The 22,098-nt window shown below is 64.0% G+C and carries 18 protein-coding genes; 10 read left to right on the forward strand and 8 right to left on the reverse strand.

From position 1 onward, the window contains the following. Positions 1 to 16: 16 nt before the first annotated feature. The 3 genes from ABIA42_RS10565 to ABIA42_RS10575 form a co-directional block, all read right to left on the reverse strand. Complete coding sequence (locus ABIA42_RS10565; protein ID WP_370113782.1) at positions 17 to 2,089, reverse strand: TRAP transporter permease; 2,073 nt, start codon at positions 2,087 to 2,089, stop codon at positions 17 to 19. Between the two features lie 231 nt (positions 2,090 to 2,320). Next, the gene (locus tag ABIA42_RS10570; protein ID WP_370113780.1) at positions 2,321 to 3,487 is read right to left on the reverse strand and encodes a TAXI family TRAP transporter solute-binding subunit; all 1,167 of its coding nucleotides are present in this window, start codon (positions 3,485 to 3,487) and stop codon (positions 2,321 to 2,323) included. Positions 3,488 to 3,653: 166 nt separating this feature from the next. Beyond that, positions 3,654 to 3,875, reverse strand: coding sequence for an acetyl-CoA carboxylase biotin carboxyl carrier protein subunit (locus ABIA42_RS10575; protein ID WP_028181345.1), 222 nt, complete (start codon positions 3,873 to 3,875; stop codon positions 3,654 to 3,656). Positions 3,876 to 3,969: 94 nt separating this feature from the next. Here ABIA42_RS10575 and ABIA42_RS10580 point away from each other — a divergent pair, with 94 nt between their 5' ends. The 6 genes from ABIA42_RS10580 to ABIA42_RS10605 all read left to right on the forward strand — a co-directional run bounded on the left by ABIA42_RS10580 (position 3,970) and on the right by ABIA42_RS10605 (position 12,327). After that, positions 3,970 to 4,944 (forward strand): IclR family transcriptional regulator, encoded by a 975-nt coding sequence (locus ABIA42_RS10580; protein WP_271529025.1) that lies wholly within the window; start codon positions 3,970 to 3,972, stop codon positions 4,942 to 4,944. Continuing rightward, positions 4,874 to 6,433, forward strand: a complete 1,560-nt coding sequence (locus ABIA42_RS10585) for an acyl-CoA carboxylase subunit beta (RefSeq protein ID WP_370113778.1) — start codon at positions 4,874 to 4,876, stop codon at positions 6,431 to 6,433. The genes ABIA42_RS10580 and ABIA42_RS10585 overlap by 71 nt, the downstream gene beginning before the upstream one ends. Positions 6,434 to 6,523: 90 nt before the next feature. Further along, complete coding sequence (locus ABIA42_RS10590; protein ID WP_370113776.1) at positions 6,524 to 8,221, forward strand: GMC family oxidoreductase; 1,698 nt, start codon at positions 6,524 to 6,526, stop codon at positions 8,219 to 8,221. Between the two features lie 1,472 nt (positions 8,222 to 9,693). Then, complete coding sequence (locus tag ABIA42_RS10595) at positions 9,694 to 11,103, forward strand: TadE/TadG family type IV pilus assembly protein (protein WP_271529021.1); 1,410 nt, start codon at positions 9,694 to 9,696, stop codon at positions 11,101 to 11,103. Positions 11,104 to 11,113: 10 nt separating this feature from the next. Continuing rightward, complete coding sequence (locus ABIA42_RS10600; RefSeq protein ID WP_370113768.1) at positions 11,114 to 11,674, forward strand: TadE/TadG family type IV pilus assembly protein; 561 nt, start codon at positions 11,114 to 11,116, stop codon at positions 11,672 to 11,674. Next, positions 11,674 to 12,327, forward strand: a complete 654-nt coding sequence (locus ABIA42_RS10605) for a TadE/TadG family type IV pilus assembly protein (protein WP_271529019.1) — start codon at positions 11,674 to 11,676, stop codon at positions 12,325 to 12,327. The genes ABIA42_RS10600 and ABIA42_RS10605 overlap by 1 nt, the downstream gene beginning before the upstream one ends. A gap of 7 nt (positions 12,328 to 12,334) precedes the next feature. Here ABIA42_RS10605 and ABIA42_RS10610 read toward each other — a convergent pair whose 3' ends face one another. After that, positions 12,335 to 13,804 (reverse strand): FAD-binding oxidoreductase, encoded by a 1,470-nt coding sequence (locus ABIA42_RS10610; protein ID WP_370113766.1) that lies wholly within the window; start codon positions 13,802 to 13,804, stop codon positions 12,335 to 12,337. Positions 13,805 to 13,959: 155 nt separating this feature from the next. On the opposite strand from ABIA42_RS10610, the gene ABIA42_RS10615 reads away from it, so the two are divergent. After that, positions 13,960 to 14,454 (forward strand): hypothetical protein, encoded by a 495-nt coding sequence (locus ABIA42_RS10615; protein WP_370113765.1) that lies wholly within the window; start codon positions 13,960 to 13,962, stop codon positions 14,452 to 14,454. Between the two features lie 137 nt (positions 14,455 to 14,591). Here the strand turns inward: ABIA42_RS10615 and ABIA42_RS10620 are convergent, their stop codons facing one another. The 3 genes from ABIA42_RS10620 to ABIA42_RS10630 form a co-directional block, all read right to left on the reverse strand. Next, the gene (locus ABIA42_RS10620; protein WP_370143766.1) at positions 14,592 to 15,881 is read right to left on the reverse strand and encodes an MFS transporter; all 1,290 of its coding nucleotides are present in this window, start codon (positions 15,879 to 15,881) and stop codon (positions 14,592 to 14,594) included. Positions 15,882 to 15,996: 115 nt separating this feature from the next. After that, positions 15,997 to 17,193 carry an acetyl-CoA C-acyltransferase gene (locus ABIA42_RS10625; RefSeq protein WP_370113763.1) on the reverse strand — a complete coding sequence of 399 codons (1,197 nt, stop codon included), beginning with the start codon at positions 17,191 to 17,193 and terminating at the stop codon, positions 15,997 to 15,999. A 212-nt stretch (positions 17,194 to 17,405) separates the two neighbouring features. Continuing rightward, positions 17,406 to 18,176 (reverse strand): enoyl-CoA hydratase, encoded by a 771-nt coding sequence (locus ABIA42_RS10630; protein WP_370113761.1) that lies wholly within the window; start codon positions 18,174 to 18,176, stop codon positions 17,406 to 17,408. Positions 18,177 to 18,334: 158 nt separating this feature from the next. Here ABIA42_RS10630 and ABIA42_RS10635 point away from each other — a divergent pair, with 158 nt between their 5' ends. Then, complete coding sequence (locus ABIA42_RS10635; RefSeq protein ID WP_370113759.1) at positions 18,335 to 18,862, forward strand: PaaI family thioesterase; 528 nt, start codon at positions 18,335 to 18,337, stop codon at positions 18,860 to 18,862. A gap of 69 nt (positions 18,863 to 18,931) precedes the next feature. Further along, a complete protein-coding gene (locus tag ABIA42_RS10640; RefSeq protein WP_370113757.1) occupies positions 18,932 to 19,552 on the forward strand; it encodes a TetR/AcrR family transcriptional regulator in 621 nt (206 codons plus the stop codon). A gap of 20 nt (positions 19,553 to 19,572) precedes the next feature. Here ABIA42_RS10640 and ABIA42_RS10645 read toward each other — a convergent pair whose 3' ends face one another. Further along, positions 19,573 to 20,481, reverse strand: a complete 909-nt coding sequence (locus ABIA42_RS10645) for a LysR family transcriptional regulator (RefSeq protein WP_028178430.1) — start codon at positions 20,479 to 20,481, stop codon at positions 19,573 to 19,575. Positions 20,482 to 20,582: 101 nt separating this feature from the next. Here ABIA42_RS10645 and ABIA42_RS10650 point away from each other — a divergent pair, with 101 nt between their 5' ends. Continuing rightward, the gene (locus ABIA42_RS10650; RefSeq protein WP_271529011.1) at positions 20,583 to 22,079 is read left to right on the forward strand and encodes a CoA-acylating methylmalonate-semialdehyde dehydrogenase; all 1,497 of its coding nucleotides are present in this window, start codon (positions 20,583 to 20,585) and stop codon (positions 22,077 to 22,079) included. The last annotated feature ends 19 nt before the right edge of the window (positions 22,080 to 22,098 follow it).

The following is a 22,098-nucleotide window of genomic DNA, read 5'->3' on the forward strand; positions in this document are numbered from 1 at the left end:
CTCTTGTGCAACGCAATCAGGGCACGCGCAACCCGTCCGGAACGATGGTCTGCCGCCGCAGCAGCAGGGCAAGCAGAAGCGTCGGCAGCAGAATCGCCAGCCCCAGCATCGTGACCTGCATCTGCGAAAGCGGCATGATTCCGCCGCCGGGGGTCGCCACCACGAAGCCGCCGATCACGAGCAGCACGCGAATGGGCCATTCCAGCGCGCCGGCACCGCGGAGATCGCCGACGAAGGGCTGGTAGCCTTGGATGCCGCCGCAGATGAACAGCGTGCCGAAAGCGGCGAGCCCCATCAGGCCGAGGCCGGCGAGATAGGGGCTCGGCCCTTGCAGCACCAGCGCCGGATTGAGCACGAAGAAGAACGGCAGGAAATAGATGATGCTGCCGACCCACATCGATTCCCAGCCCGTCTTCATCGCCGGCGAACCTGCGATGCCCGCGGCCGCGAAGGAGGCGATCGCAACCGGCGGCGTGATCGACGACAACATGCCCCAGTAGAAGATGAACATGTGCACCGCCATGCGGTTGAGCCCGAGCTTCTCCAGCGCCGGCGCGACCAGGATGGCGAGGAAGATGTAGCAGGCTGTCGTCGTCAGCCCGAGGCCGAGAATGAGGCTGGTGAGGGCGCACATGCCGAGCAGCAGGAAGGGATTGTCGCCGGCGATATGCAAGAGGTCGTTGGCGAGGCTCGAGACGACGCCGGTCATCGAGAAGGCGCCGATCAGCAGGCCGCAGCCGGCGAGGATGCCGACGAGCTCCACGAAGGTGCGTCCGTTCACCTCAAGGAATTTGCCAATCGTCGCCAACGTCCAGCGCGTGTCCTTGGAGAAGAGCTGGTTGAGAACCAGGAGCAGTGCGGTCGCATAGAACGGCGCATGGCTCTCGCGCTTGAAGTAGAGCAGCATCACGATCAGGAGCGCGATGACGAAGACGTAGTACCAGCCGTCCTTGATCGTATCCATGATCCGCGGGAGCTCGGCGCGCGGGATGCCCTGCAGCTTGTGGCGGGCCGCATAGGCGTCGACCTGCATGAACAGGCCGGCATAGTAGAGCACGGCGGGGATGATGGCGGCGATGGCGACGTCGGCGTAACTGACATTGAGGAACTGCGCGATCACGAAGGCGGTGGCGCCCATCACCGGCGGGGCCAGCACCGCGCCGGTGGAGGCGCAGGCCTCGATCGCGGCAGCATAGGAGGCGCGAAAGCCGCTCTTCTTCATCACGGGGATGGTCATGGTGCCGGCGGTCAGCACGTTGGAGATGATCGAGCCCGACATCATGCCGAGCAGGCCGCTGGCAAAGATGCAGACTTTCGCCGCGCCGCCACGGAAGGTGCCGCACAGCGCGAAGGCGAGGTTGATGAAGAATTTTCCGGCCCCGGTCATCATCAGCGCGGTGCCGAATACGAGGAAGCCGATGACGGTGTCGGCAAAGGCCTGGATGGGAATGCCGAGCAGGCTTTCGCCCGACAGCACGTGATAGGCGGTCGCCTGCTCCAGGGTCGATTGAGTGCCGCGGAACGGACCGAGCCAGCCGGCTTCGGCAAACAGCGGATAGACCGTGAAGGGCAAGACGCTCAGCAGCAGGCTCCAGCCGCCGGTGCGGCGCAGCGCCTCCATCAGCATCGCCCACATCACGAGGCCGGCGGCGATGACGCCCGTCGGCGCGCCGCCGAATTCCCAGCCGGCCTCCGCCGCCTTGCGCACGTTCGACATCAGCATGAGCGCCGCCGCGAAGGTCGCGACGAACAAGACGAGGTCGTACCAGGGAATGCGGTCGAGCGGCGCGCGCGTTGTGCCCGGAAAGATCAGGAAGGTGAAGGGCAGCATCAACGCGATCAGGAGGTAGAAATACTCCGTGTTGAGCTGGGTGTAGCCGATGAAGAAGCGCAGCGAGAATTGCTGATTGATGCAGAGCAGGATCGTCGCCGCGGTCGCTGCGACCAGCGCCCAGCGCCAGGCGCCGCGAAGTGCGCGCACGCGCGTCACCTCCGCCTCCTGCATGTTGCCGGCGGCGCCATGCGGATCGTCGAACACGATCCGCTTGGATCCGTCTTGCGGGGCGGTGGAGGTGGAAGAAGACATCATCGATCCCGCGCGTGGGCAGTTGAACGCAGATTATGCGAATGACAGTTGTTTGAATCGCTTGCGCCGCGGGCTCAACCTCTCCCGCTTGCGGGAGAGGTCGGCGCGCAGCGCCGGGTGAGGGCTCTTTCCTCTGGGGGAATCCCACCGTGGAGACACCCTCTCCCCAACCCTCTCCCGCAAGCGGGAGAGGGAGCGCACCTTCTTCTCGGCATCAAGCTCGGTCTCAGCACGCTACTCCTCGAACCCGTTCGCCATGCCGGCCTTGGCGAGCGCTGCGGCGCGGGCCTTCATCCAGCCATCCAGGAAGGCCTTATCGTCCGACGCTGGATTGGACTTGCCGTAATCGGCCCACGCGGCTGCCAGCACCTCCTGGCGCTTGATCAGCTTGTTGTTGTGCGCTTCCTGCGCATCGCTCCATTGCCCGGCTTCCTTCAGCGCCTTCACCGCACCGGGATGCACCGGCACCACCCAGTTCTTGGTCTGGCGGTTGGCCGCGAGTCCGCCGGCGCCGGGTGCGGAGTCCTTATAAACGTCGTAGTTCACGATCATCGCCTTGGTCATCGCATAGACCTGATCGGCCGGTTGCGAAGCGTAGGCGACGAAGATCGGATAGGGATAGTTGCCGAGCTCGACCGGTTTCTCCGGCGAGATGCCGGCGCCACAGGTCGCAAGCTGCGGGAAGAAGAAGGAGCCGACCTTCTGCATCCGCGCCCAGCCTTCCTTGTCCTTGGCGGGCAGCGGCGGCCAGATCAGTCCGCGCGGCGAGGTCTCGGCCTCCTTGGCGGGACCGGTGATGGTGGTGCCAAAGGCGGCATCGACATCGTTGTTGATCAGCCCTTTCCACATTGCGCCGTAGCTGGCGAACTCGACGACCTTGACGTCCTTCTGCGTCAGCCCGGCGAAGGCGAGCACCGCGAGCGAATTCTGATTCAGCGCGGGCGAGCCGACGACGAAGCCGACACGCTTGCCCTTCAGATCTTTCAACTCCTTCACACCGGTGTCGGCGGCGACGCCGAGCGAGCCGCAATTGCAGTCGACCGTCGAGAGCAGGATCTGGAGCGCCTGCGGTCCCCATTCCTTCGAGCCGAACTCGAACACACCTTCCTGCGCGAAGTAGGTGCCCGATCCCATCGCCGCCGAGGCCGCGCGCTTGGCGCGCAACGGTGCGAGGCGGGCGACGTCGTTGCCTGCGGGGAGCACGCGCACGTCGGTGCCGTACTTGTCCTTCATCATCTTGCCGACGCCGACCGCGATGTTGAAGCCGGCGGTTCCGGTGTCATAGGCCGTGAAGGTCAATGTCGCCGGCAGCTTGATGTCTTCGGCGAACGAGTAGCGTGTAGACGCAAAAGAAATGCCCGCCACCAAGGCAGGCGCGAGCACGAGCAGCCCACGAAGCATGTTTCCCTCCAATGATCCTCGCTTGCTTGCGAGGATTTTCTTTCTTTGTTTGAAACAACGTTTTGTTTGCAACAGATCATGTCACCGCAATCAAGCGATGGCAACGCCGTACCGTGCATTCGGGAATGAGCCTGACAGATTGTCGCGGAAACCGCGGAGAATACAGTCAGTTCGCGACGATCGCGATCGCCTGTCCCTCGGCAACGACGTCGTCGAGCTTCACCAGAAGCGATGTGATTGTGCCGCTCGCGGGCGAGGGCACCGGAATTTCCATCTTCATTGCTTCGACAACTACAACGTCATCGCCATCCGCGACGGTTCCTCCAACTTGCACGGGAGTTGCGCAGACGCGTCCCGCGATCTCCGTGACGATCTTAATTTCTGGCATGCCATCGCCTTTTTGTTGTCGTCGCAAAATGCCTGAGGTAGCGTCGTCTGCAAGTGGAATTTAATTCCGCACAGCGGAACAAGTGGTAGGGAACATGGGACGACGATCGGAGCGGTTGAGTAGGCAAGGCGCGCTCGCTGGCGATGCCGGTGAGGGAGATGTCATCCAGGTGGTCTCGCGCGCGTTCGACGTGTTGCGATGCTTCGAGGGCCACGATAGCAGGCTCGGCAATCTCGAGATTTCAAACCGCTGCGGTCTGCCGCGCTCGACGGTGTCGCGGCTCACGCACACGCTGACCCGTATGGGCCAGCTCGTCTATCTGCCGCGCGATCAGAAATATCGCATCGGCCCGAGCGCGGTGGCGATGAGCGCCTCGATGATGAAGGGCGCACAGCTGCGCAGCATGATCCGGCAGCGGCTGCAGGAAGTGGCCGAGCAACTGCCGGGCACCGTCGGCTTCGTCGTCCCCGATCGCTTCCATCTCGTCTATCTTCTGTTCGCGCGGTCGGCGAGCGCACTCGGCCTGCACGAGGGCACCGGCAGCCGCATCTCGATGGCGTCGACCGCCGCGGGCGCGGCCTACACCGCGGCGCTCGCGCCGGAAGTCGGAGATGCCTTCGTCGCCGACATGGCGCGCGAAGCTCCCGAGGCTGCGAAGGTTCTCAAGCCCCGCATCGAGGCCAACCGGCAGATGCTGCGCGAGCGCGGCTATGTCGTCGCCTGCGGCCTGTGGAGCCCGCACATCAACGGCCTCGCGGTGCCGATCTGGTCGCCGCAGTACCAGACCTTCGTGGTCATCACGATCGGTCTCCTGTCGGCGATGTATGACGAGCAGCGTCTGCACGACGAAGTCGCGCCGCTGATGCTCCAGCTTGGCCGCTCGCTCGGCAGCCTGATGGAAGGCGCGGAAGGCGACGCTTTCAACAACCGTATCTCGCGCAAGCCGGTCGCCATGGCCGTGCACAACAATAACAAGCCGATCCATTCGGAGGGAGTGAATGAACTGGAAGCCGGAACTCGACGAGCTCGCCCGGCGCGAAGCCTTCGCGCGGGAGATGGGCGGCGTTGACAAGGTCAAGCGACAGCATGACCAGGGCCGGCTGACTGTTCGGGAGCGTATCGACAAGCTGATCGACAAAGGCAGCTTTCACGAGATCGGTGCCGTCTCCGGCATCGGTGAGTACGATTCCAGCGGCGAGCTGCAGAAACTGACGCCGGCCAACTGCGTGTTCGGCCGCGCGCGCGTCGACGGCCGCACCGTCGTCGTGGTCGGCGACGATTTCACGGTGCGCGGCGGCTCGGCCGATGCGTCGATCTCCGCAAAGCCGCTGATGGCGGAAGAGATGGCGCACGATTTTCGTCTGCCCATCGTCCGCATCATCGAGGGCTCCGGCGGCGGTGGCTCGGTCAAGACCATCGAGACCAAGGGGGCGGCGAACCTGCCCGGCGGCATCGGCGGCACGCGCTGGTATCGCTTCACGACGGAAAATCTGTCGCGCGTGCCGGTGGTCGCGCTCGGCCTCGGCTCGGTGGCGGGCCTGGGTGCGGCGCGTCTTGCCGCCAGCCACTATTCCATCATGACCCGGAAATCCGCGATGTTCGTCGCTGGGCCGCCGGTGGTGAGGGCGCTGGGGCAGGACCTCACGAAGGAGGAGCTCGGCGGCGCCGACATTCAGACCCGCGCCGGCGCGGTCGATCACGCCGTCGACACCGAGGAGGAGGCCTTTGCCTGCACGCGGCGTTTCCTCTCTTATCTGCCGTCATCGGTCTACGAGCTGCCGCCGACACTGCCCTGCACCGACGATCCAGAGCGCGGCGACGAAGCGCTGATGAATGCGGTGCCGCGCAACCGCAAGCAGGTCTACAAGATGCGGCCGATCATCGAGTCCGTCGTCGACAAGGGCTCGTTCTTCGAAGTCGCCAAGAATTTCGGCAAGCCGGTCATTGTCGGCCTCGCCCGGCTCGAGGGCAGGGCGGTGCTGCTGCTGGCCAGCGACAGCTTTCACTATGGCGGCTCCTGGACGGCCGATGCCTGCCAGAAGGTGGTGCGCTGGGTCGACTTTGCGGAAACCTTCCACCTGCCGATCGTCTATCTCATGGACTGCCCCGGCTTCATGATCGGCCTCGACGCCGAGAAGGCGGCCACCATCCGGCACGGCGTCCGCGTCATGGCCGCGGTCAACCAGACCACGGTGCCCTGGTGTACCGTGATCCTGCGCAACGCCTTCGGCGTCGCCGGCGTTGTGCATCAGCCCGCCGACCGATTCTCGATCCGCTATGCCTGGCCGTCGGCCTATTGGGGCTCGTTGCCGCTCGAGGGCGGCATCGAAGCCGCCTACCGCGCCGACATCGACGCGGCGGAAGACAAGGCCGCGAAGCAGAAGGAGATCGAAGAGCGGCTCAACAGGCTGCGCTCGCCGTTCCGCTCGGCCGAAAAATTCTGGGTCGAGGAGATCATCGATCCCAGGAAGACGCGGTCGCTGCTGTGCGAGTTCGCCCGGCTGGCGGAGCCCTTGCGCAAGCCGGGGCCGCCGGAGAATTTCTCGATCCGGCCGTAGCAGCCGCCGTCATTGCGAGTGTCGCGAATCAATCCAGAATCTCAATAACGCGCGACACTCACAGGAAGAGAACAAGAGGAAACGCGAGACGTGTACGACTTCATCATCGTGGGCGGCGGCTCGGCCGGATCCGTGCTGGCCCACCGACTCTCGGCAAGAAGCGCCAACAAGGTCCTGCTGTGCGAGGCCGGACAGGACACGCCGCCCGGCAACGAGCCGGCCGAGATCAGGGACAGCTATCCCGGCACGGCCTATTTCGATCCACGCTTCCACTGGACCGAGCTGAAGGTGACGACGCAGGTCGTCAGCCACAACAACCCGAGCGAAGCGCGTCCGCCATTGCGCAAATACGAGCAGGCGCGCGTGCTGGGCGGCGGCTCGTCGATCAACGGCCAGATGGCCAATCGCGGCGCGCCGACCGATTACGACGAATGGGAGGCGCGGGGCGCCGAGGGGTGGCGCTGGAACGACGTGCTGCCCTTCTTCAAGAAGGTCGAGCGCGACCTCGACTTCGATGGACCGTATCACGGCAGGGACGGCCGGATCCCGGTGCGCCGTATCCCGCGGGAGCACTGGACGCGGCATTCGCAGGCCTTCGCCGAGGCCTTCCAGCAGGCCGGGCATCAATTCGTGCCCGACCAGAATGGCGAGTTCGTCGACGGCTATTTTCCGGTGACACATTCCAACCAGTCCGAGCAGCGCGTCTCGGCCGCCATGGGTTATCTGGATCGCGACACCCGCAAGCGCGCCAACCTCACGATCTCCACCAACACGCAGGTGCGCGAGCTTTTGTTCGAAGGCACGCAATGCGTCGGCGTGAAAGCTATCGTCGACGGACGCGAGCAGGAATTCCGGGGCCGCGAGATCATCCTCTCCAGCGGAGCCATTCATTCGCCGGCCCATCTGCTTCGCGCCGGCATCGGTCCGGTCGGTCACCTCAAGGATTTGGGGATTCCCGTGCTGATGGGGCTGCCGGGCGTCGGCCAGCGCCTGATGGATCATCCCTCGATCTCGCTGTCGTCCTTCGTCCGCCGCGGCGCCCGCATGAACGAGCACACCCGGCGCCACATGCAGCTCGGCCTGCGCTACTCCTCGGGTCTTGCCGGCGTGCCGAAGGGCGACATGTTCGTGGTCCTGCTCTCCAAGTCGGCCTGGCACGCGGTCGGCGAACAGATCGGCTCGCTCCTGACCTTCGTCAACAAGACCTATTCCGAAACCGGACAGGTCAAGCTGGCCTCGCGCGATCCTGCCGCAGAGCCGATCGTCGAGTTCAACCTGCTGTCCGACCGGCGCGATCTCGATCGCCTGATGAGCGGCTTCCGCAAGATGGCGGCCATTCAAATGAGCGACATCGTGAAGGAGGTGACGGACAAGCCGTTCCCGGCTGCCTACACCGACAAGGTCCGCAAGATCGGCGTGGTCAACACCAGGAACAGGATTTTGACCAAGATCGCCGCGACGCTGATGGACGGGCCGGCAGCGCTACGTCACTACATGATCGACAATTTCGTGGTGGAGGGCTTCACCTTCGATCAGGTGATCAACGACGACGAGGCATTGGAAGCCTTCGTGCGCAAGGCAACCATCGGCGTGTGGCACGCCTCCTGCTCATGCCACATGGGTCGCCCCGACGATCCGATGGCGGTGGTGGATAATCAGGGGCGGGTCAAGGGCATCCAGGGCTTGCGCGTCGTCGACGCCTCGATCTTCCCGGTGGTGCCATGCGCCAACACCAATTTTCCGGTGCTGATGTCGGCGGAGAAGATCGCGGCTGCGATGATGCAGTGAGCGGCAGCGGGTTTTGCCTTCGCAACGCGCCAAATGCGAATCTGACGTGATTGCATGCCGCAAGATTGACCCGCTGAGCGGGCATTCGTGCGCCGCGAGTTAATCATCTCGGTCGCTACGTGTAGGCTATGACGATTGCCGGCCGTGTCGCGCAATGCAGTCGGTTTTCAGCCGGCCTTTAGTCCCATTTCAGCCAAACTGTATTTGTTTCTCATGATCCGGGGCAGGGTCTCTCATTTGGAGTCCTTGCAATGTTCAAGCGAGTATTTTCTGCGTGCCTCTTCATTGTCCTCGGTTCTGTCGCTTCGGAAGCCCGTCCTTATCGCATCCACCAAGCTCCTGAATGCAATGTCACCATGCCCTGCGACTTCTCGTATTCGCAGACGCGACGCGAGCGAACTTCGCGATCCTTATCAGCTTCCAGATCTTCACCGGTTTCCAGATCCTCGCTGCAGGCCATACCGCTCGACGCAACTGACGGTAACTGATGCGGGGGGCACAGCCACGTCGGCGACCGTCTCCGGTGTCTCCGGCGCTCGCATTGTCGGGGGCCGTCCGGCCGGTTGCCCTTCGTCCTTCTGCGGCTGCGGCGCGGCTCTGCGCGTGTTCGGCCGCATCGTGCCGGAATTGAAGCTTGCGGCCAACTGGCTGCGCTTTCCGCGGACATCACCCGCACCAGGAATGGTTGCTGCGCGACGAGGACACGTCTTCGTCCTGGAGCAGCACGTTGGGGGCGACGTCTGGATGGCCTATGACGCCAACTCGGGCGGGCGCGCGACACGAATCCACGCACGTTCATTGCGAGGGTATACGATCGTCAATCCCCGTGGCGGTTCGGTGGCTTGAGGACAGCTAACACCACGCTCGACAAGCCCTCGGACGGGTCGCAACATCTTTGCGACCCTCGTCCTCGATCAGGCCCTTCTCGCCGATGATCGCGCGCAGTGAATCGCGCATTTGGGCGGTCAGCGGAGCGGTTGGAATGATGGGTTCGGACGGACCGGCAGCCGGCATTTGCTTAGGGTATTGTCGACGTTTGCGCCGTCGCGTCTAACGGCAATATGGTACTTGGCCCGGAAAGCCCGGCGAGCAGGGCGTTTTTTGCGTCGACAGCCGTTCATGGGGTCGTTTTCGGCGGTCTTGTTTGAGCCGCCGCCCGCATCAGGCGCGTCTGACGCGCTCTTCGCCTGCCGGTGCACGTCGTGCACCCGCCTGGACCTTGCGCATGATCCGTTAACCGTCGATCTCTGCGATCGCGTTTAAGCGGCGTTAATGATTCTTTCTCGATGCGACACATCTCACTTTGCTGCAGTCCAAGTTTGTGGATTGCCCGTAAGTGTTGATTAAGAAGGCCATATCCATATTCCAGCCTGCGACGCGCGGGCGATCGGCAGCAAGAATGTTGCGGCCTCCCCATCACGAGATTTCAGGAAAGTGTTCTTGCCGCAACGGCGGCATTCAGGATGAATGTCATGCTCCGCCGAGTAGTGCTCTGTTTCGCGAGAGATCGGAAGGCCAACGTCGCCATCATCTTCGCGCTCATGATGGTTCCGACCATCTTTCTTTTGGGCATGACGCTCGACTACACGCTCGCCTTGCGCAAGCGCGAGCAGTTGAACGCCGCCGCCGACGCCGCCGCGATCGCAGCCGTGCGGCCGGCGATGCTGGTGCAGAGTGACACGGCCGTGGTCAAGGCGACCGCGGAAGCCGTTTTCGCGGCGAAGGCGAATCTTCCTGGCCTGTCGTCGGTCCCGACGCCGACGGTCACCGTCACTGATACCGGTCTCGCTCGCACGATCACGGTGTCCTACACCGCGCAGTCCATCAACAATTTCCCCGGTGTTCTCGGCAAGCAGACCTGGCAGGTCAACGGATCCGCCACGGCGCGGGCGTCCAGCGCGCCCAACATGAATTTCTATCTGCTGATGGATGACTCGCCGTCGATGGGGATCGGCGCGACCGCGAGCGACATCAGCAATCTCATCAAGTACACCGCCCCCGCGTACCAGTCGGCAACGGCCTCGCAGAATTGCGGCTTCGCTTGTCATCAGACCGATATCGCGCACGACGGCGGGAAATACGATAACCTCGCGATCGCGCGAAACAGAAATATCACTTTGCGGATTGATCTGGTGACAAATGCCGTCAATCAGCTGCTCAATTCATGGTCGAACTGCCCGCAGTCCGGCATCTCGGGGGGCGTCATGCAGTGCATGGCCGCGCTGAACAACACCACCTACAAGGCCGCGCTCTACACGTTCGACTTGAGTTTGAACACACTGGCCGCGCTGACCACCCCGACCCTCGCCGGAACCAAGGTTTCCAGCATCTCGCTGATGCCGGTCGCGTACCAGAACTGCGTTGTTGTGAAGACCAACTGTAAGACCGACAATGGCACGGACATCGCAGGCGCGCTCAAGAGCCTCAACGACATCATGCCCACGCCCGGGCTTGGGAGCAACGCGGCGGGAGATACGCCGCAGCAAGTGGTGTTCCTCGTCACCGACGGCGTCGAAGACAAGATTTCCACGACTTGCCCCAACGCGAGCTTCGCCTCCAACAATCGATGCCAGCAGCCGCTCGACACGACGATGTGCACGACCATCAAGAACCGCGGCATCAAGATCGCAGTCCTCTATACGGAGTATCTACAGCTCATCGCCGATCCCGATACCGGCATCCAGAAAACCGATAAATGGTATATGGACTGGATCCACAAGTATAACCAGCCGGCTTCCTCAACCGGCAAGATCGCGCAAAACCTCCAGGCGTGCGCCTCGCCTGGTTTCTATAAAAGTGTTCAGAGCGGCAAGAACATTTCCGATGCGCTGACCGACCTGTTCATCAAGGTCGCGTCCAGCACAGCCAGCCTCGTGCAGTAGAGAAAGCGCCATGACGGGGCCGGGAGATGCAACAACCATGAGACGCCGCAATCGCTGCACGGCTTTCGCGCAGGACAAGAGGGGTGCCACGGCCGTCGAATTCGCGCTGGTCGCTGCGCCGTTCCTCGCCCTCATCATCGCGCTGATCCAGACGTTCCTCGTTTTCTTTGCCCAGCAGATGCTCGAATCCGTCGTGCGCCAGTCGGCGCGCCTCGTCATGACCGGACAGGTTCAATCCGCGCAGATGACGCAGGCGGTTTTCAAGCAGAAGGTCTGCGAGCAGATCGTGATCCTGTTCAATTGCAGCGGCCTCATGGTCGACATGCAGGTGGCGACCTCGTGGACGTCGGCGAACACGGGGATGCCGACCCTGACCTTCGACAGCTCGGGCAAGGTCACCAATACCTGGCAGTACGACCCCGGCGATGCCGGCGACATCGTCGTGCTCCGCGTCATGTATGAGTGGCCGGTCGTCCTCGGGCCGCTCGGTTTCAATCTCTCGAACCTCAGCAACGGCAACCGACTGATCATGTCGTCCGCCGCGTTCCAGAACGAGCCAGGAGCTACCTGATGATCTCCGCCCTGTCATCTCGCGCCCGGCACCTGTTGGCCGACGACCGCGCCGTTGCAGCGACGGAGTTCGCCGTGGTGTTGCCGTTCATGCTGGTGCTCTATGTCGGCGGCGTCGAGCTCGGCAACGGCCTTGCCATGAACGTCAAGGTCAGCGCGACCGCGCACAGTGTCGCCGACATGGTCACGCAGAACACGGCCGTCACCTCGTCTCAGATGGACGGCATTCTCGCGGCTGCGAGCGCCATCATGGCACCCTATCCGACCAAGAGCGGCAACACCTCCTTGATGACGATCACGGTCTCGGGCGTGTCGACCGACAGCAACGGCAATGCGACGGTGCAATGGAGCACGTCGACCAGCTCGACGGGCGCGAGAAACAAGGGTGACCCGATGACCTTGTCGAAGTTCACGGGGCCGGGCGGTACCACCAACGCCAACATCTCGCTCGTCCTGAGCGAGGTGACCTATGACTATGCGCCCAACCTCGGCTTCACCATCGCCGGAACCGTGAAGCTGTCCGACAGCTACTATCTGTTCCCCCGCTGCTCGACCAACAGCCCGGCCACCTCGAGCTTTCCCTATTACGACGTGAAATATCCGGCGACGAAGACCTGCACCTGCGTCGAGCATTTGCAGAAGAAGACCTGTTGATCGACAGTCACAGCCGCAGCACCTTGCCGGGGTTCATGATGTTTTGCGGATCGAGCGCGCGCTTGATGGTGCGCATGATGTCGAGCTCGGTCTTCGACCGGTAGTGGCTGAGCTCGTCGAGCTTGTCGATGCCGATGCCGTGCTCCGCCGAGATCGATCCGCCCATGGAAGTGACGAGGTCGTTCACGGCCCGCGTCATGGCGCCCTTGTATTGGGTCAGTGTCTGCTGATCCATGCCGACAGGCCCCATGAACGAGAAGTGCAGATTGCCGTCGCCGATGTGTCCCAGGGGGTAGGGGCGGATGGTCGGGAGGATGTCGATCACGGCCTTGAGCCCCTTGTCGATGAACTCCGGGATCCGGGAGATCGCCACCGACACGTCGTAGCTCAGTCCCGGACCCTCGGCCCGGGAGGCCTCGGCCACACCCTCCCGGATCCGCCACATGTTGCGCGACTGGCCGACGGTGTGAGCGATCGCGGCATCGAGCACGCGGCCGGCCTCGAGCTGGTCGGCAAGGAACTGCTCCAGCTTCTCGGACATGCCCTCGGTCCCATCCCGGCGTGGGCGCGCAGACGACCACTCGAGCAGGAGATACCATGGCGTGTCCGCCTTGAGCGGATCCTGGGTGCCGGGAATGTGGCGCAGCACCATGTCGATGGCGGCGCGGCTCATCAGCTCGCAGGAGCCGACATTGTCCTCGGAGGCGCTATGGGCTTCGGACAGGATCTCCAGGGCCGCGCGTGGATCCCGGATCGCCAGCCACGCGGTGCTGACGTCCTTCGGCGCCGGCCACAGCTTGAGCACGGCCTTGGTGATGATGCCCAGCGTGCCTTCGGCGCCCATGAACAGGTGCTTGAGGTCGTAGCCCGTATTGTCCTTCTTGAGCGCTCGCAATCCGTCCCAGACATCGCCATTGGGCAGGACGACCTCGAGCCCCAACACGAGATTGCGGGCATTGCCGTAGCGCAGCACCTGCACGCCGCCGGCGTTGGTCGAGAGGTTGCCGCCGATCATGCACGAGCCCTGGGCGCCGAGGCTGAGCGGCAGGAACCTGTCGTGCTTGCTGGCGGTCTCCTGCAGCGTCTGCAGCACGCAGCCCGCCTCGACCGTCATCGAATAGCCGACGGGATCGACATCCAGCACGCGATTCATGCGGCCGAGCGACAGCACAATGCCGGTGTGCGCCGGCCAGGGCGTGGCCCCACCCATCAGGCCGGTGTTGCCGCCCTGCGGCACGATCGCGACGCCGTGCGCGTGGCAAAGCCTGACCACTTTTGACACTTCCTCGGTGTTGCCGGGACGAACGACGGCGCCGGCACCGCCGACCAGCAAGCCTCGCCAATCCGTCACGAACGGCTGCTTGCCGTGCTCGTCCTCGATAAATCCCTTCTCGCCGACGATCGCGCGCAACGCATCGCGCATCTCGGCGGTCACAGGCGTGGTCGGGATGATGGGTGCGGACGACGGAGCCGGCATTTTGTTTCCCCTGGGGTACATCTTGGCGTGTACTCGATGTGCCGATCCCGGCAACGTTCAGGCAATCTTTGCAACATTTCTAAACAACTTCGTCAACATCCCGCGGCTGTTCGGGCGTAGGACGCGCCCAGACTTTACGGATCAGGATCGGCAGAATGTTATTGAAGTTTCCGGCGGCGCGCATGGGCATCGGCGCGGCCTGCCTCGTGCTTGTCGGCATCAGCCCGTTATGCGCAGAGCCGGTGTTCGACGGCCTGGCCGGCGCATGGTCGGGCATCGGTACGATGAAGCCCTCGGATGGTCCGCGTGAGAGGGTCCGCTGCAAAGTGGCATACAACGTCACCAGGCCGGGACGGTCGTTGACACTCGATCTGCGCTGCGCAAGCGATGCGTACAAGATGGTCCTGTCCGCGAACATCGAGCAGAGCGGGACGGAGCTTTCCGGCAACTGGTTCGAGAGCGAATATCGACAGGGCGGCAAGGTCTACGGCACGAACAAGGACGGCCTGATCGAGGCGCGAATCGAGGGAAACACGGTGGCCGCGCTGGTGACGATCCAGACCAAGAGCAATCATCAATCCTTCCTGATGGAGGCGCCGGGGTCCTGGATGTCGGAGGTCGCGATCGAATTGAACAAGGATTTGAAGTGACGCCGATCCTCGTGCCGTCACAATCTTCCATACACGGCAATCGCTCTCCGCTTCGGTGCGCCGGGTGCTCGAAGGTTTCACCGGCTCGAGCGGATTGGTGACGCCGCCGTGTTCGGCGTCACCAGCACGATCGGATACTACGCCATCGCAGGCTGCGGCTTGGGCTGCCGCGACAGCGCCAGCACGATCAGCGCGGCGAACACGCACAGCGCGCCGGCAATGAAGAACGCAGGCAGGTAGCTCTCATACACCGTGCGAGACAGGCCGGCGCCGAAGGCGGCGGCGCCGGCACCGAGCTGATGGCCGGCAAAGATCCAGCCGAACACCAGATTGGCGCGCTCCGGTCCGAATTTCTGCGCGGTGATCCGCACGGTCGGCGGCACTGTGGCGATCCAGTCGAGCCCGTAGAACATTGCGAAGACGGAGAGGCCGTAGAACGAGAAATCGCTGAAGGGCAGGAAGATCAGAGAGAGCCCGCGCAGGCCGTAATACCAGAACAGGAGCCAGCGATTGTCGTAGCGGTCCGACAGCCAGCCCGACATGATGGTGCCGAAGAAGTCGAAGATGCCCATCGCAGCCAGCAGGCTCGCCGCCTGCACCTGCGGGATGCCGAAATCGAGGCACATCGGGATCAGGTGCACCTGGACGAGGCCGTTGGTCGAAGCGCCGCAGACGAAGAAGGTCGCGAACAGGATCCAGAACGCCGTCGATTTCGAGGCATCGCGCAACGTGCCGAGCGCAACGCCCGTGATCGAGCCGTGGCTCGCCGGCGGGGCGGGCAGGGGCTCGGTGCCCTCGTCGCCGAACGGCCGCAAGCCGACATCGCTGGGGCGGTCACGCATCGCGAGCAGGACCGCCACTGCGGAGACGCCGAGCATGATGCAGACGAAGCCAAGCGCCAAGCGCCAGCCGTAGCGCTCGGTGAGGCTTGCGAGCAGCGGCAGGAACACGAGCTGGCCGGTGGCGACGCTCGCGGTCATGATGCCGACGACGAGGCCACGTCGTGCTGCGAACCAGCGCGTGGCAATGGTTGCGCCGAGCACCAGGGCGGTCATGCCCGTGCCGATCCCGATCACCACGCCCCACAGCGCGATGAGCTGCCAGACCTCGGTCATGCCCAGCGAGAGCACGAGCGCCGAGACCACGATCAGCTGCGCGACCAGCGTCACGTTGCGCAGGCCGTAGCGGTTGAGCAGGGCGGCCGCAAACGGCGCCATCAGCCCGAACAGGATGAAGCGGATCGACAGCGCGGAGGAGATCTCCGCCGTGCTCCAGCCGAACTCCTTCTGAAGCGGCACGATGAACACACCGGGCGCGCCGACCGTGCCGGCGCTGATCAGCGCGGCGAGAAAGGTCACGCCGACCATCACCCAGCCGTAGTGAATGTTGCGGCGGGAAAGCGCTGCCGCGAGCCAGTTCGAGATCATTGGGCCTCAATCTTGGTTTGCGAGCCCCGGGAGACTCGCGTCATCGTTACACTCTGGCACAGGCGAGGGAAGGCTGAAATGACAGGCTTCCCTCAGTTTCGGCCATTGCGGACGGCTAGTGCGCCGGCCGCTCCACCGCGATGGCCGTGGCTTCGCCGCCGCCGATGCAGAGCGCGGCAATCCCGCGTCTGAGGTTCTGCGCCTCGAGCGCATGCAGCAGCGTCACGATCAGCCGCGCGCCGGTGGCACCGATCGGGTGTCCGAGTGCGCAGGCGCCGCCGTTGATGTTGAGCTTTTCGCGGGGAATGCCGAGATCGCGCTGCGCAGCCATCGCGACCACGGCGAACGCCTCGTTGATCTCGAACAGGTCGACATCGGAGGCAGCCCAGCCGACCTTGTCGAGCAGCTTGCGGATCGCCGGAATCGGCGCCGTGGTGAACCATTGCGGCTCCTGGCTGTGAGTGGCGTGGCCCTTGATCTCGGCGAGAACAGGCAGGCCGCCCCGATCGGCGAGCGAGCGCGTCGTCAGCACCAGCGCAGCGGCGCCGTCGGCATTGGCGGAGGAGGCCGCCGGCGTGATGGTGCCGTTGGCGCGGAACGCCGGCTTCAATCCGGGAATCTTGGCCGGGTCAACCTTCAGCGGATGCTCGTCATTGGCGATGACGCGCGGGCCGCCTTTCTCGGTCAGCGTGATCGGTGCGATCTCGGCCTTGAACGCGCCGCCCTCGACCGCCTTGCGGGCGCGGCTGAGCGTCTCCATGGCATAGGCGTCCTGGTCCTTGCGGGTGAACTGATAGGCTTCAGCCGTGGCCTCGCCGAAATCGCCCATGGAGCGGCCGGTCTCGTAGGCGTCCTCGAGCCCGTCCATCATCATGTGGTCGATGATGCGGTCATGGCCGACGCGATAGCCGCCGCGCGCCTTGGCGAGCAGATAAGGCGCGTTGCTCATGCTCTCCATGCCGCCGGAGACGACGATCTCGGCCGAGCCGGCGCGGATGATGTCGTGCGCCAACATGGTCGCCTTCATGCCGGAGCCGCAGACCTTGTTCACCGTGGTGGCGCCGGTGGCATCGGGCAGACCGGCGCCACGCGCCGCCTGGCGCGCCGGCGCCTGGCCTTGTCCGGCCGGCAGCACGCAGCCCATGAAGACCTCGTCGACCTTTTCGGGTGCGAGCTTGGCGCGCTCCAGCGCCGCGCCGATCACGTGCGATCCGAGCTTGTGGGCGGCGAGCGGCGACAATTCGCCCATGAAGCGGCCGAGTGGGGTGCGGGCGGCGGAGACGATGACAACGGGATCGGCGGCTTCGGCCATGGCGGAACTCCCTGCGATGACGGGTAAGATTATGGTCATCATATGATGCGGCGCAAAAAATGCAACCACGCCAGGGATGAGAAAATGTCGTGGTTCAGATGAGATTTGGTCGTTCGATTGGAGGAGTATGGGGCAACTTGTTGTGTAGCGGCCACCCGACACCTGGCTGTCATTGCCCCGCCTTCGCGGGGCAATGACACGGTTAGCGGAGCCTACCGCTTCCGGTTCACAAATGCCTGCATCAGCCGCGTCGGCTCGTCGGTCAGGAACGACTCGCCGAACACTTTCACACTGAGGTTCACCGACTCCGTCAGCGGCAATTCCTCCCATTGCCGCAGCAGTGCCTTCTGCGATCGCAGCGCCTCGGGGCCGCATTCGAGCAGCGCCTTCACGGTATGCTCGATCACGGCATCGAGCTCGCCTTCCGGCGCGACCTTGTCGATCAGTCCCCAGGCCAGCGCGGTCGGAGCGTCGATGTTCTCCGCCGTCATCACCAGCCAGCGCGCGCGGGCCCAGCCGATCAGGCGCGGCAAGAGGGCGGCATGGATCACCGAGGGGATGCCGACGCGCACCTCCGGCATGCCGAAATGCGCATCATGCGCGGCAATGCGGAAGTCGCAGGCCGCCGCCACTTCGAGCCCGCCGCCGAGACACCAGCCGGGCATCCGTGCGATCACCGGGGCAGGGAAGGCACGCACCGCCTCGCAGAGATCGCGCAGGCGGCTGATGAAGGCTTCGGCGGATTTCTGGTCGAGCTTGGCCATCTCCTTGATGTCTGCGCCGCCGATCATGCTCTTCTCGCTCTGGCCGCGCAGCACCACGACCCGAATGCTGCGGTCGGATGCGAGCTGCTGGAGACCTTCGCGCACGGCCTCGGTGACCGGTGAGCCGAGAATGTTGAGCGGGCCGGCGTTGCAGATCGCGACATGAACGACGCCGCGCGCATCGCGCGTCACGCCGCAGTGGTTGTTGAGCATTTCCATCGTGGCATCTCGAAGGTTTCGTGGACGCGTGCGAGGCGCACTGGTCGGGCTCACTTCCGGGCCGAAACGGCCGGCTTGTCAAGCGGGCCCCACGCGACCGAGTTGCCAGCGCGAAGTCCGTGGCATAGTATGATTATAATCATACAAAAGGACGTGTCATGACCCAACTCGATCAGCTCGATCTGTTTTCGCCCGAACGGCGGCGTGAGCGCGTGGTGGACTGGCAGGTGCCGGCGCCGGTCGCGAAAGTGGCAATGGGCCTGTCGGGCATGGACGCCATGCTCGGCATTCGCGATGGCCGGCTGCCGCCGCCGCCCTTTGCGAAACTGATCGGTTTCACGGTGGGATTGGTCGAGTCGGGCCGGATCGTCATGGAACTGGAGCCGCGCGAAGATCTCGAAAACACCATCGGTCTCCTCCACGGCGCGACCGCAGCGGCGCTTCTCGATACGGCTATGGGATGTGCGATCTCGACCCGGCTCGAGGCCGGGCAAAGCTCGGTGACCCTCGATCTGAAGTTGACCTATTTGCGCCCGCTGTCGGTTCGCTCCGGGCTGATCTCGGCCGAAGGCAAGGTGATCAAGCTGGGACGCCAGACCAGCTACACCGAGGGCTTTGTCCGCGACGGCAAGGGGGCCCTGGCGGTCCACGCAACTGCAACCTTTTCCATGATCGGCGCAACTTAACATGAATTAATGCACCGATTTCGGCATTTGCGTGTTATGAGATGACTCTCGACATCCAATGAGATCCGCATGCGCTATTCCCCGGAACACAAGCAGGAAACCCACGACCGCATCGTGAAGAAGGCCTCCGTGCGGCTGCGCGAGAAGGGTGCCCATGGCATCGGCGTCGCCGATCTCATGAAGGAGGCGGGCCTGACCCATGGCGGCTTCTACGCGCATTTCGATTCCCGCGAGGCGCTGGTGATCGAGGCCTTTGGCTATGCCATGGACCGCTCGATGGAGCACTGGCGCAAGCTTACCGGCGAGGCCGCTCCCGAAAAGCGCCTGGCGCTGATCGCGGAAAGCTATCTGTCCACGCTGCATCGCGACAATCCCGGCCATGGCTGCTCGATCCCCGCTCTGGGCGCCGAGATCGCCCGCGAGAGCCCGAAGACACGCAAGGCCTTTGCCGGCAAGCTCGACCAGATGATCGAGATGATGACCGACTATATCCCGAACATGCCACGCAAGGCCGCGCGCAAGCAGGCGATCGCGACACTCGCGACGATGGTCGGCACCATGCTGCTGGCGCGCGTCGCCGGATCGAACGAATTGTCGGACGAGGTGCTGAAGGCAGGACGCGACAGCGCGCTCGGGGGTGTGAAGCGCGAGCCGAAGGTGCCTGCTGTGAAGAAGGTGAAGCAGAGTTAGGCCGAGCTTGGCAGTGGCGTTCACCGTCCCGCAAACAGCGCCCGCTCGCGCTCGACGATCTCGCTGATGTAATCCGCCACCGCCCTGATCCGCGCGAGGTCCTTGCTGTCGGCGTGCATCAGCATCCAGAATGTTCGCATGATCGAGATGTCGTCCGGCAACACTGCGACAAGCTGCGGATGATCGCTCGCCATGAAATGCGGCAGCACGGCAATGCCGAAGCCCGAGAGCGTAGCATTGAGCTGAGCGATCAGATTGGCGCTGCGAAAGCGCGCGGAAATCCGCGGCGACACCTGCGGCAGATAGTCGAGCTCCGGCGTGAACAGCAGCTCCTCGATGTAGCCGACGAAGCGGTGCTGCGGCAGGTCTTGCCGTGAAGAGATCCTGGGAAAGCGGTCGAGATAGGCTGGCGCGGCATAGAGCCCGAGGCGGTAGTCGAGCAGCTTGCGGCCGACGATGCGGCCTTCCTTCGGCATGGTCAGGCTGATGGCGATATCAGCCTCGCGCTTGGAGAGACTGAACAGCCGCGCAGTTGCCACAAGTTGCAAATCGAGATCGGGATAGCGGTCGGCGAAGGGGGCGAGCCGTGGCGCCAGGAAGGCAGTGCCGAACCCGTCGGGCGCGCCGATCCGCACGGTGCCGGTCAGCCGTGCCACCGAGCCGCCGACCTGCTCCTGGTTGGCGACGATGGTCGATTCCATCGCTTCCGCACTGTCGGCGACGCGCTGGCCTGCCTCGGTGAGGAGATAGCCGGTCTTGCGCCGGTCAAACAGCTTGGCCGAAAGGTGCTTTTCCAGCCGATCGACGCGGCGGATTACCGTGGCATGGTCGACGCCGAGCTGTTTTGCCGCAGCCGAGACCGAGCCGCCCCGCACGATGGCCAGCACGAAGCGAAAGTCGTCCCAGTCGATAGCGCCTTGATCCAGCATTTTCGCACATCTATGGTGCAATATCTCAGACTTGAATCCTATAAAATGCAGGTCGATAGGATTTGTCAAAGCGACCACGCTCGGCCTAAGGAGATCATCCCATGCGTTCAATCGGACATTTCATCGGTGGCAAGGAGGTCAAGGGCACCTCGGGCCGCACCGCCGACGTTTTCGAGCCGATGACCGGTGACGTCCAGGCCAAGGTGGCGCTGGCCTCCAAGGCCGAGGTTCGCGCCGCCGTCGAGAACGCGCGCGCAGCACAGCCCGAGTGGGCCGCGACCAACCCGCAGCGCCGCGCCCGCGTCATGATGAAGTTCGTCGAGCTGGTGCAGCGCGATTACGACAAGCTCGCCGAATTGCTCGCCCGCGAGCACGGCAAGACCGTGCCCGACGCCAAGGGCGACATCCAGCGCGGCCTCGAGGTCGCCGAGTTCGCCTGCGGCATTCCGCATCTGATGAAGGGCGAGTACACCGAAGGCGCCGGCCCCGGCATCGACATCTATTCGATGCGCCAGCCGCTCGGCGTCGTCGCCGGCATCACGCCGTTCAACTTCCCGGCAATGATCCCGATGTGGAAGTTCGCCCCCGCGATCGCCTGCGGCAACGCCTTCATCCTGAAGCCGTCGGAGCGCGACCCCGGCGTGCCGATGCTGCTCGCTGAACTCATGATGGAAGCGGGCCTGCCGGCCGGCATCCTCAACGTCGTCAACGGCGACAAGGAGGCGGTCGACGCCATCCTCGACGATCCCGACGTCAAGGCCATCGGCTTCGTCGGCTCGACTCCGATCGCGCAGTACATCTACGAGCGCGCCGCGCAGACCGGCAAGCGCTGCCAGTGCTTCGGCGGCGCCAAGAACCACGCCATCATCATGCCCGATGCCGACATGGACCAGGCCGTCGACGCGTTGATCGGCGCAGGCTACGGCTCGGCCGGCGAACGCTGCATGGCCGTGTCCGTCGCGGTGCCCGTCGGCAAGTCCACCGCGGACCGGCTGATGGAAAAGCTGATCCCGCGTGTCGAGAGCCTCAAGATCGGCACCTCGATCGATCCGTCGGCCGATTACGGCCCGCTGGTCACACGCGAGGCGGTCGAGAAGGTCAAGGGCTACATCGACATCGGCATCAAGGAAGGCGCGACGCTGGCCGTCGACGGCCGCGGCTTCAAGATGCAGGGCTACGAGAACGGCTTCTATCTCGGCGGGTCGCTGTTCGACAACGTCACCAAGGACATGCGGATCTACAAGGAAGAGATCTTCGGCCCCGTGCTCTCGGTGGTGCGCGCGCACGATTACAAGGAAGCGCTGGCGCTGCCGTCGGACCATGACTACGGCAACGGCGTTGCCATCTTCACCCGCGACGGTGACGCCGCGCGCGACTTCGCGGCCAAGGTGAACGTCGGCATGGTCGGCATCAACGTGCCGATCCCGGTGCCGATCGCCTATTACACCTTCGGCGGCTGGAAGAAGTCCGGCTTCGGCGATCTCAACCAGCACGGCCCGGACTCGATCCGCTTCTACACCAAGACCAAGACGGTGACCTCGCGCTGGCCGTCCGGCGTCAAGGAGGGTGCGGAGTTCTCGATCCCGCTGATGAAGTGATCCTCTCAGGAGCGAGGCC

Origin of the sequence: Bradyrhizobium sp. USDA 327 (assembly GCF_041262065.1) — a bacterium.
Lineage (GTDB): Bacteria > Pseudomonadota > Alphaproteobacteria > Rhizobiales > Xanthobacteraceae > Bradyrhizobium > Bradyrhizobium liaoningense.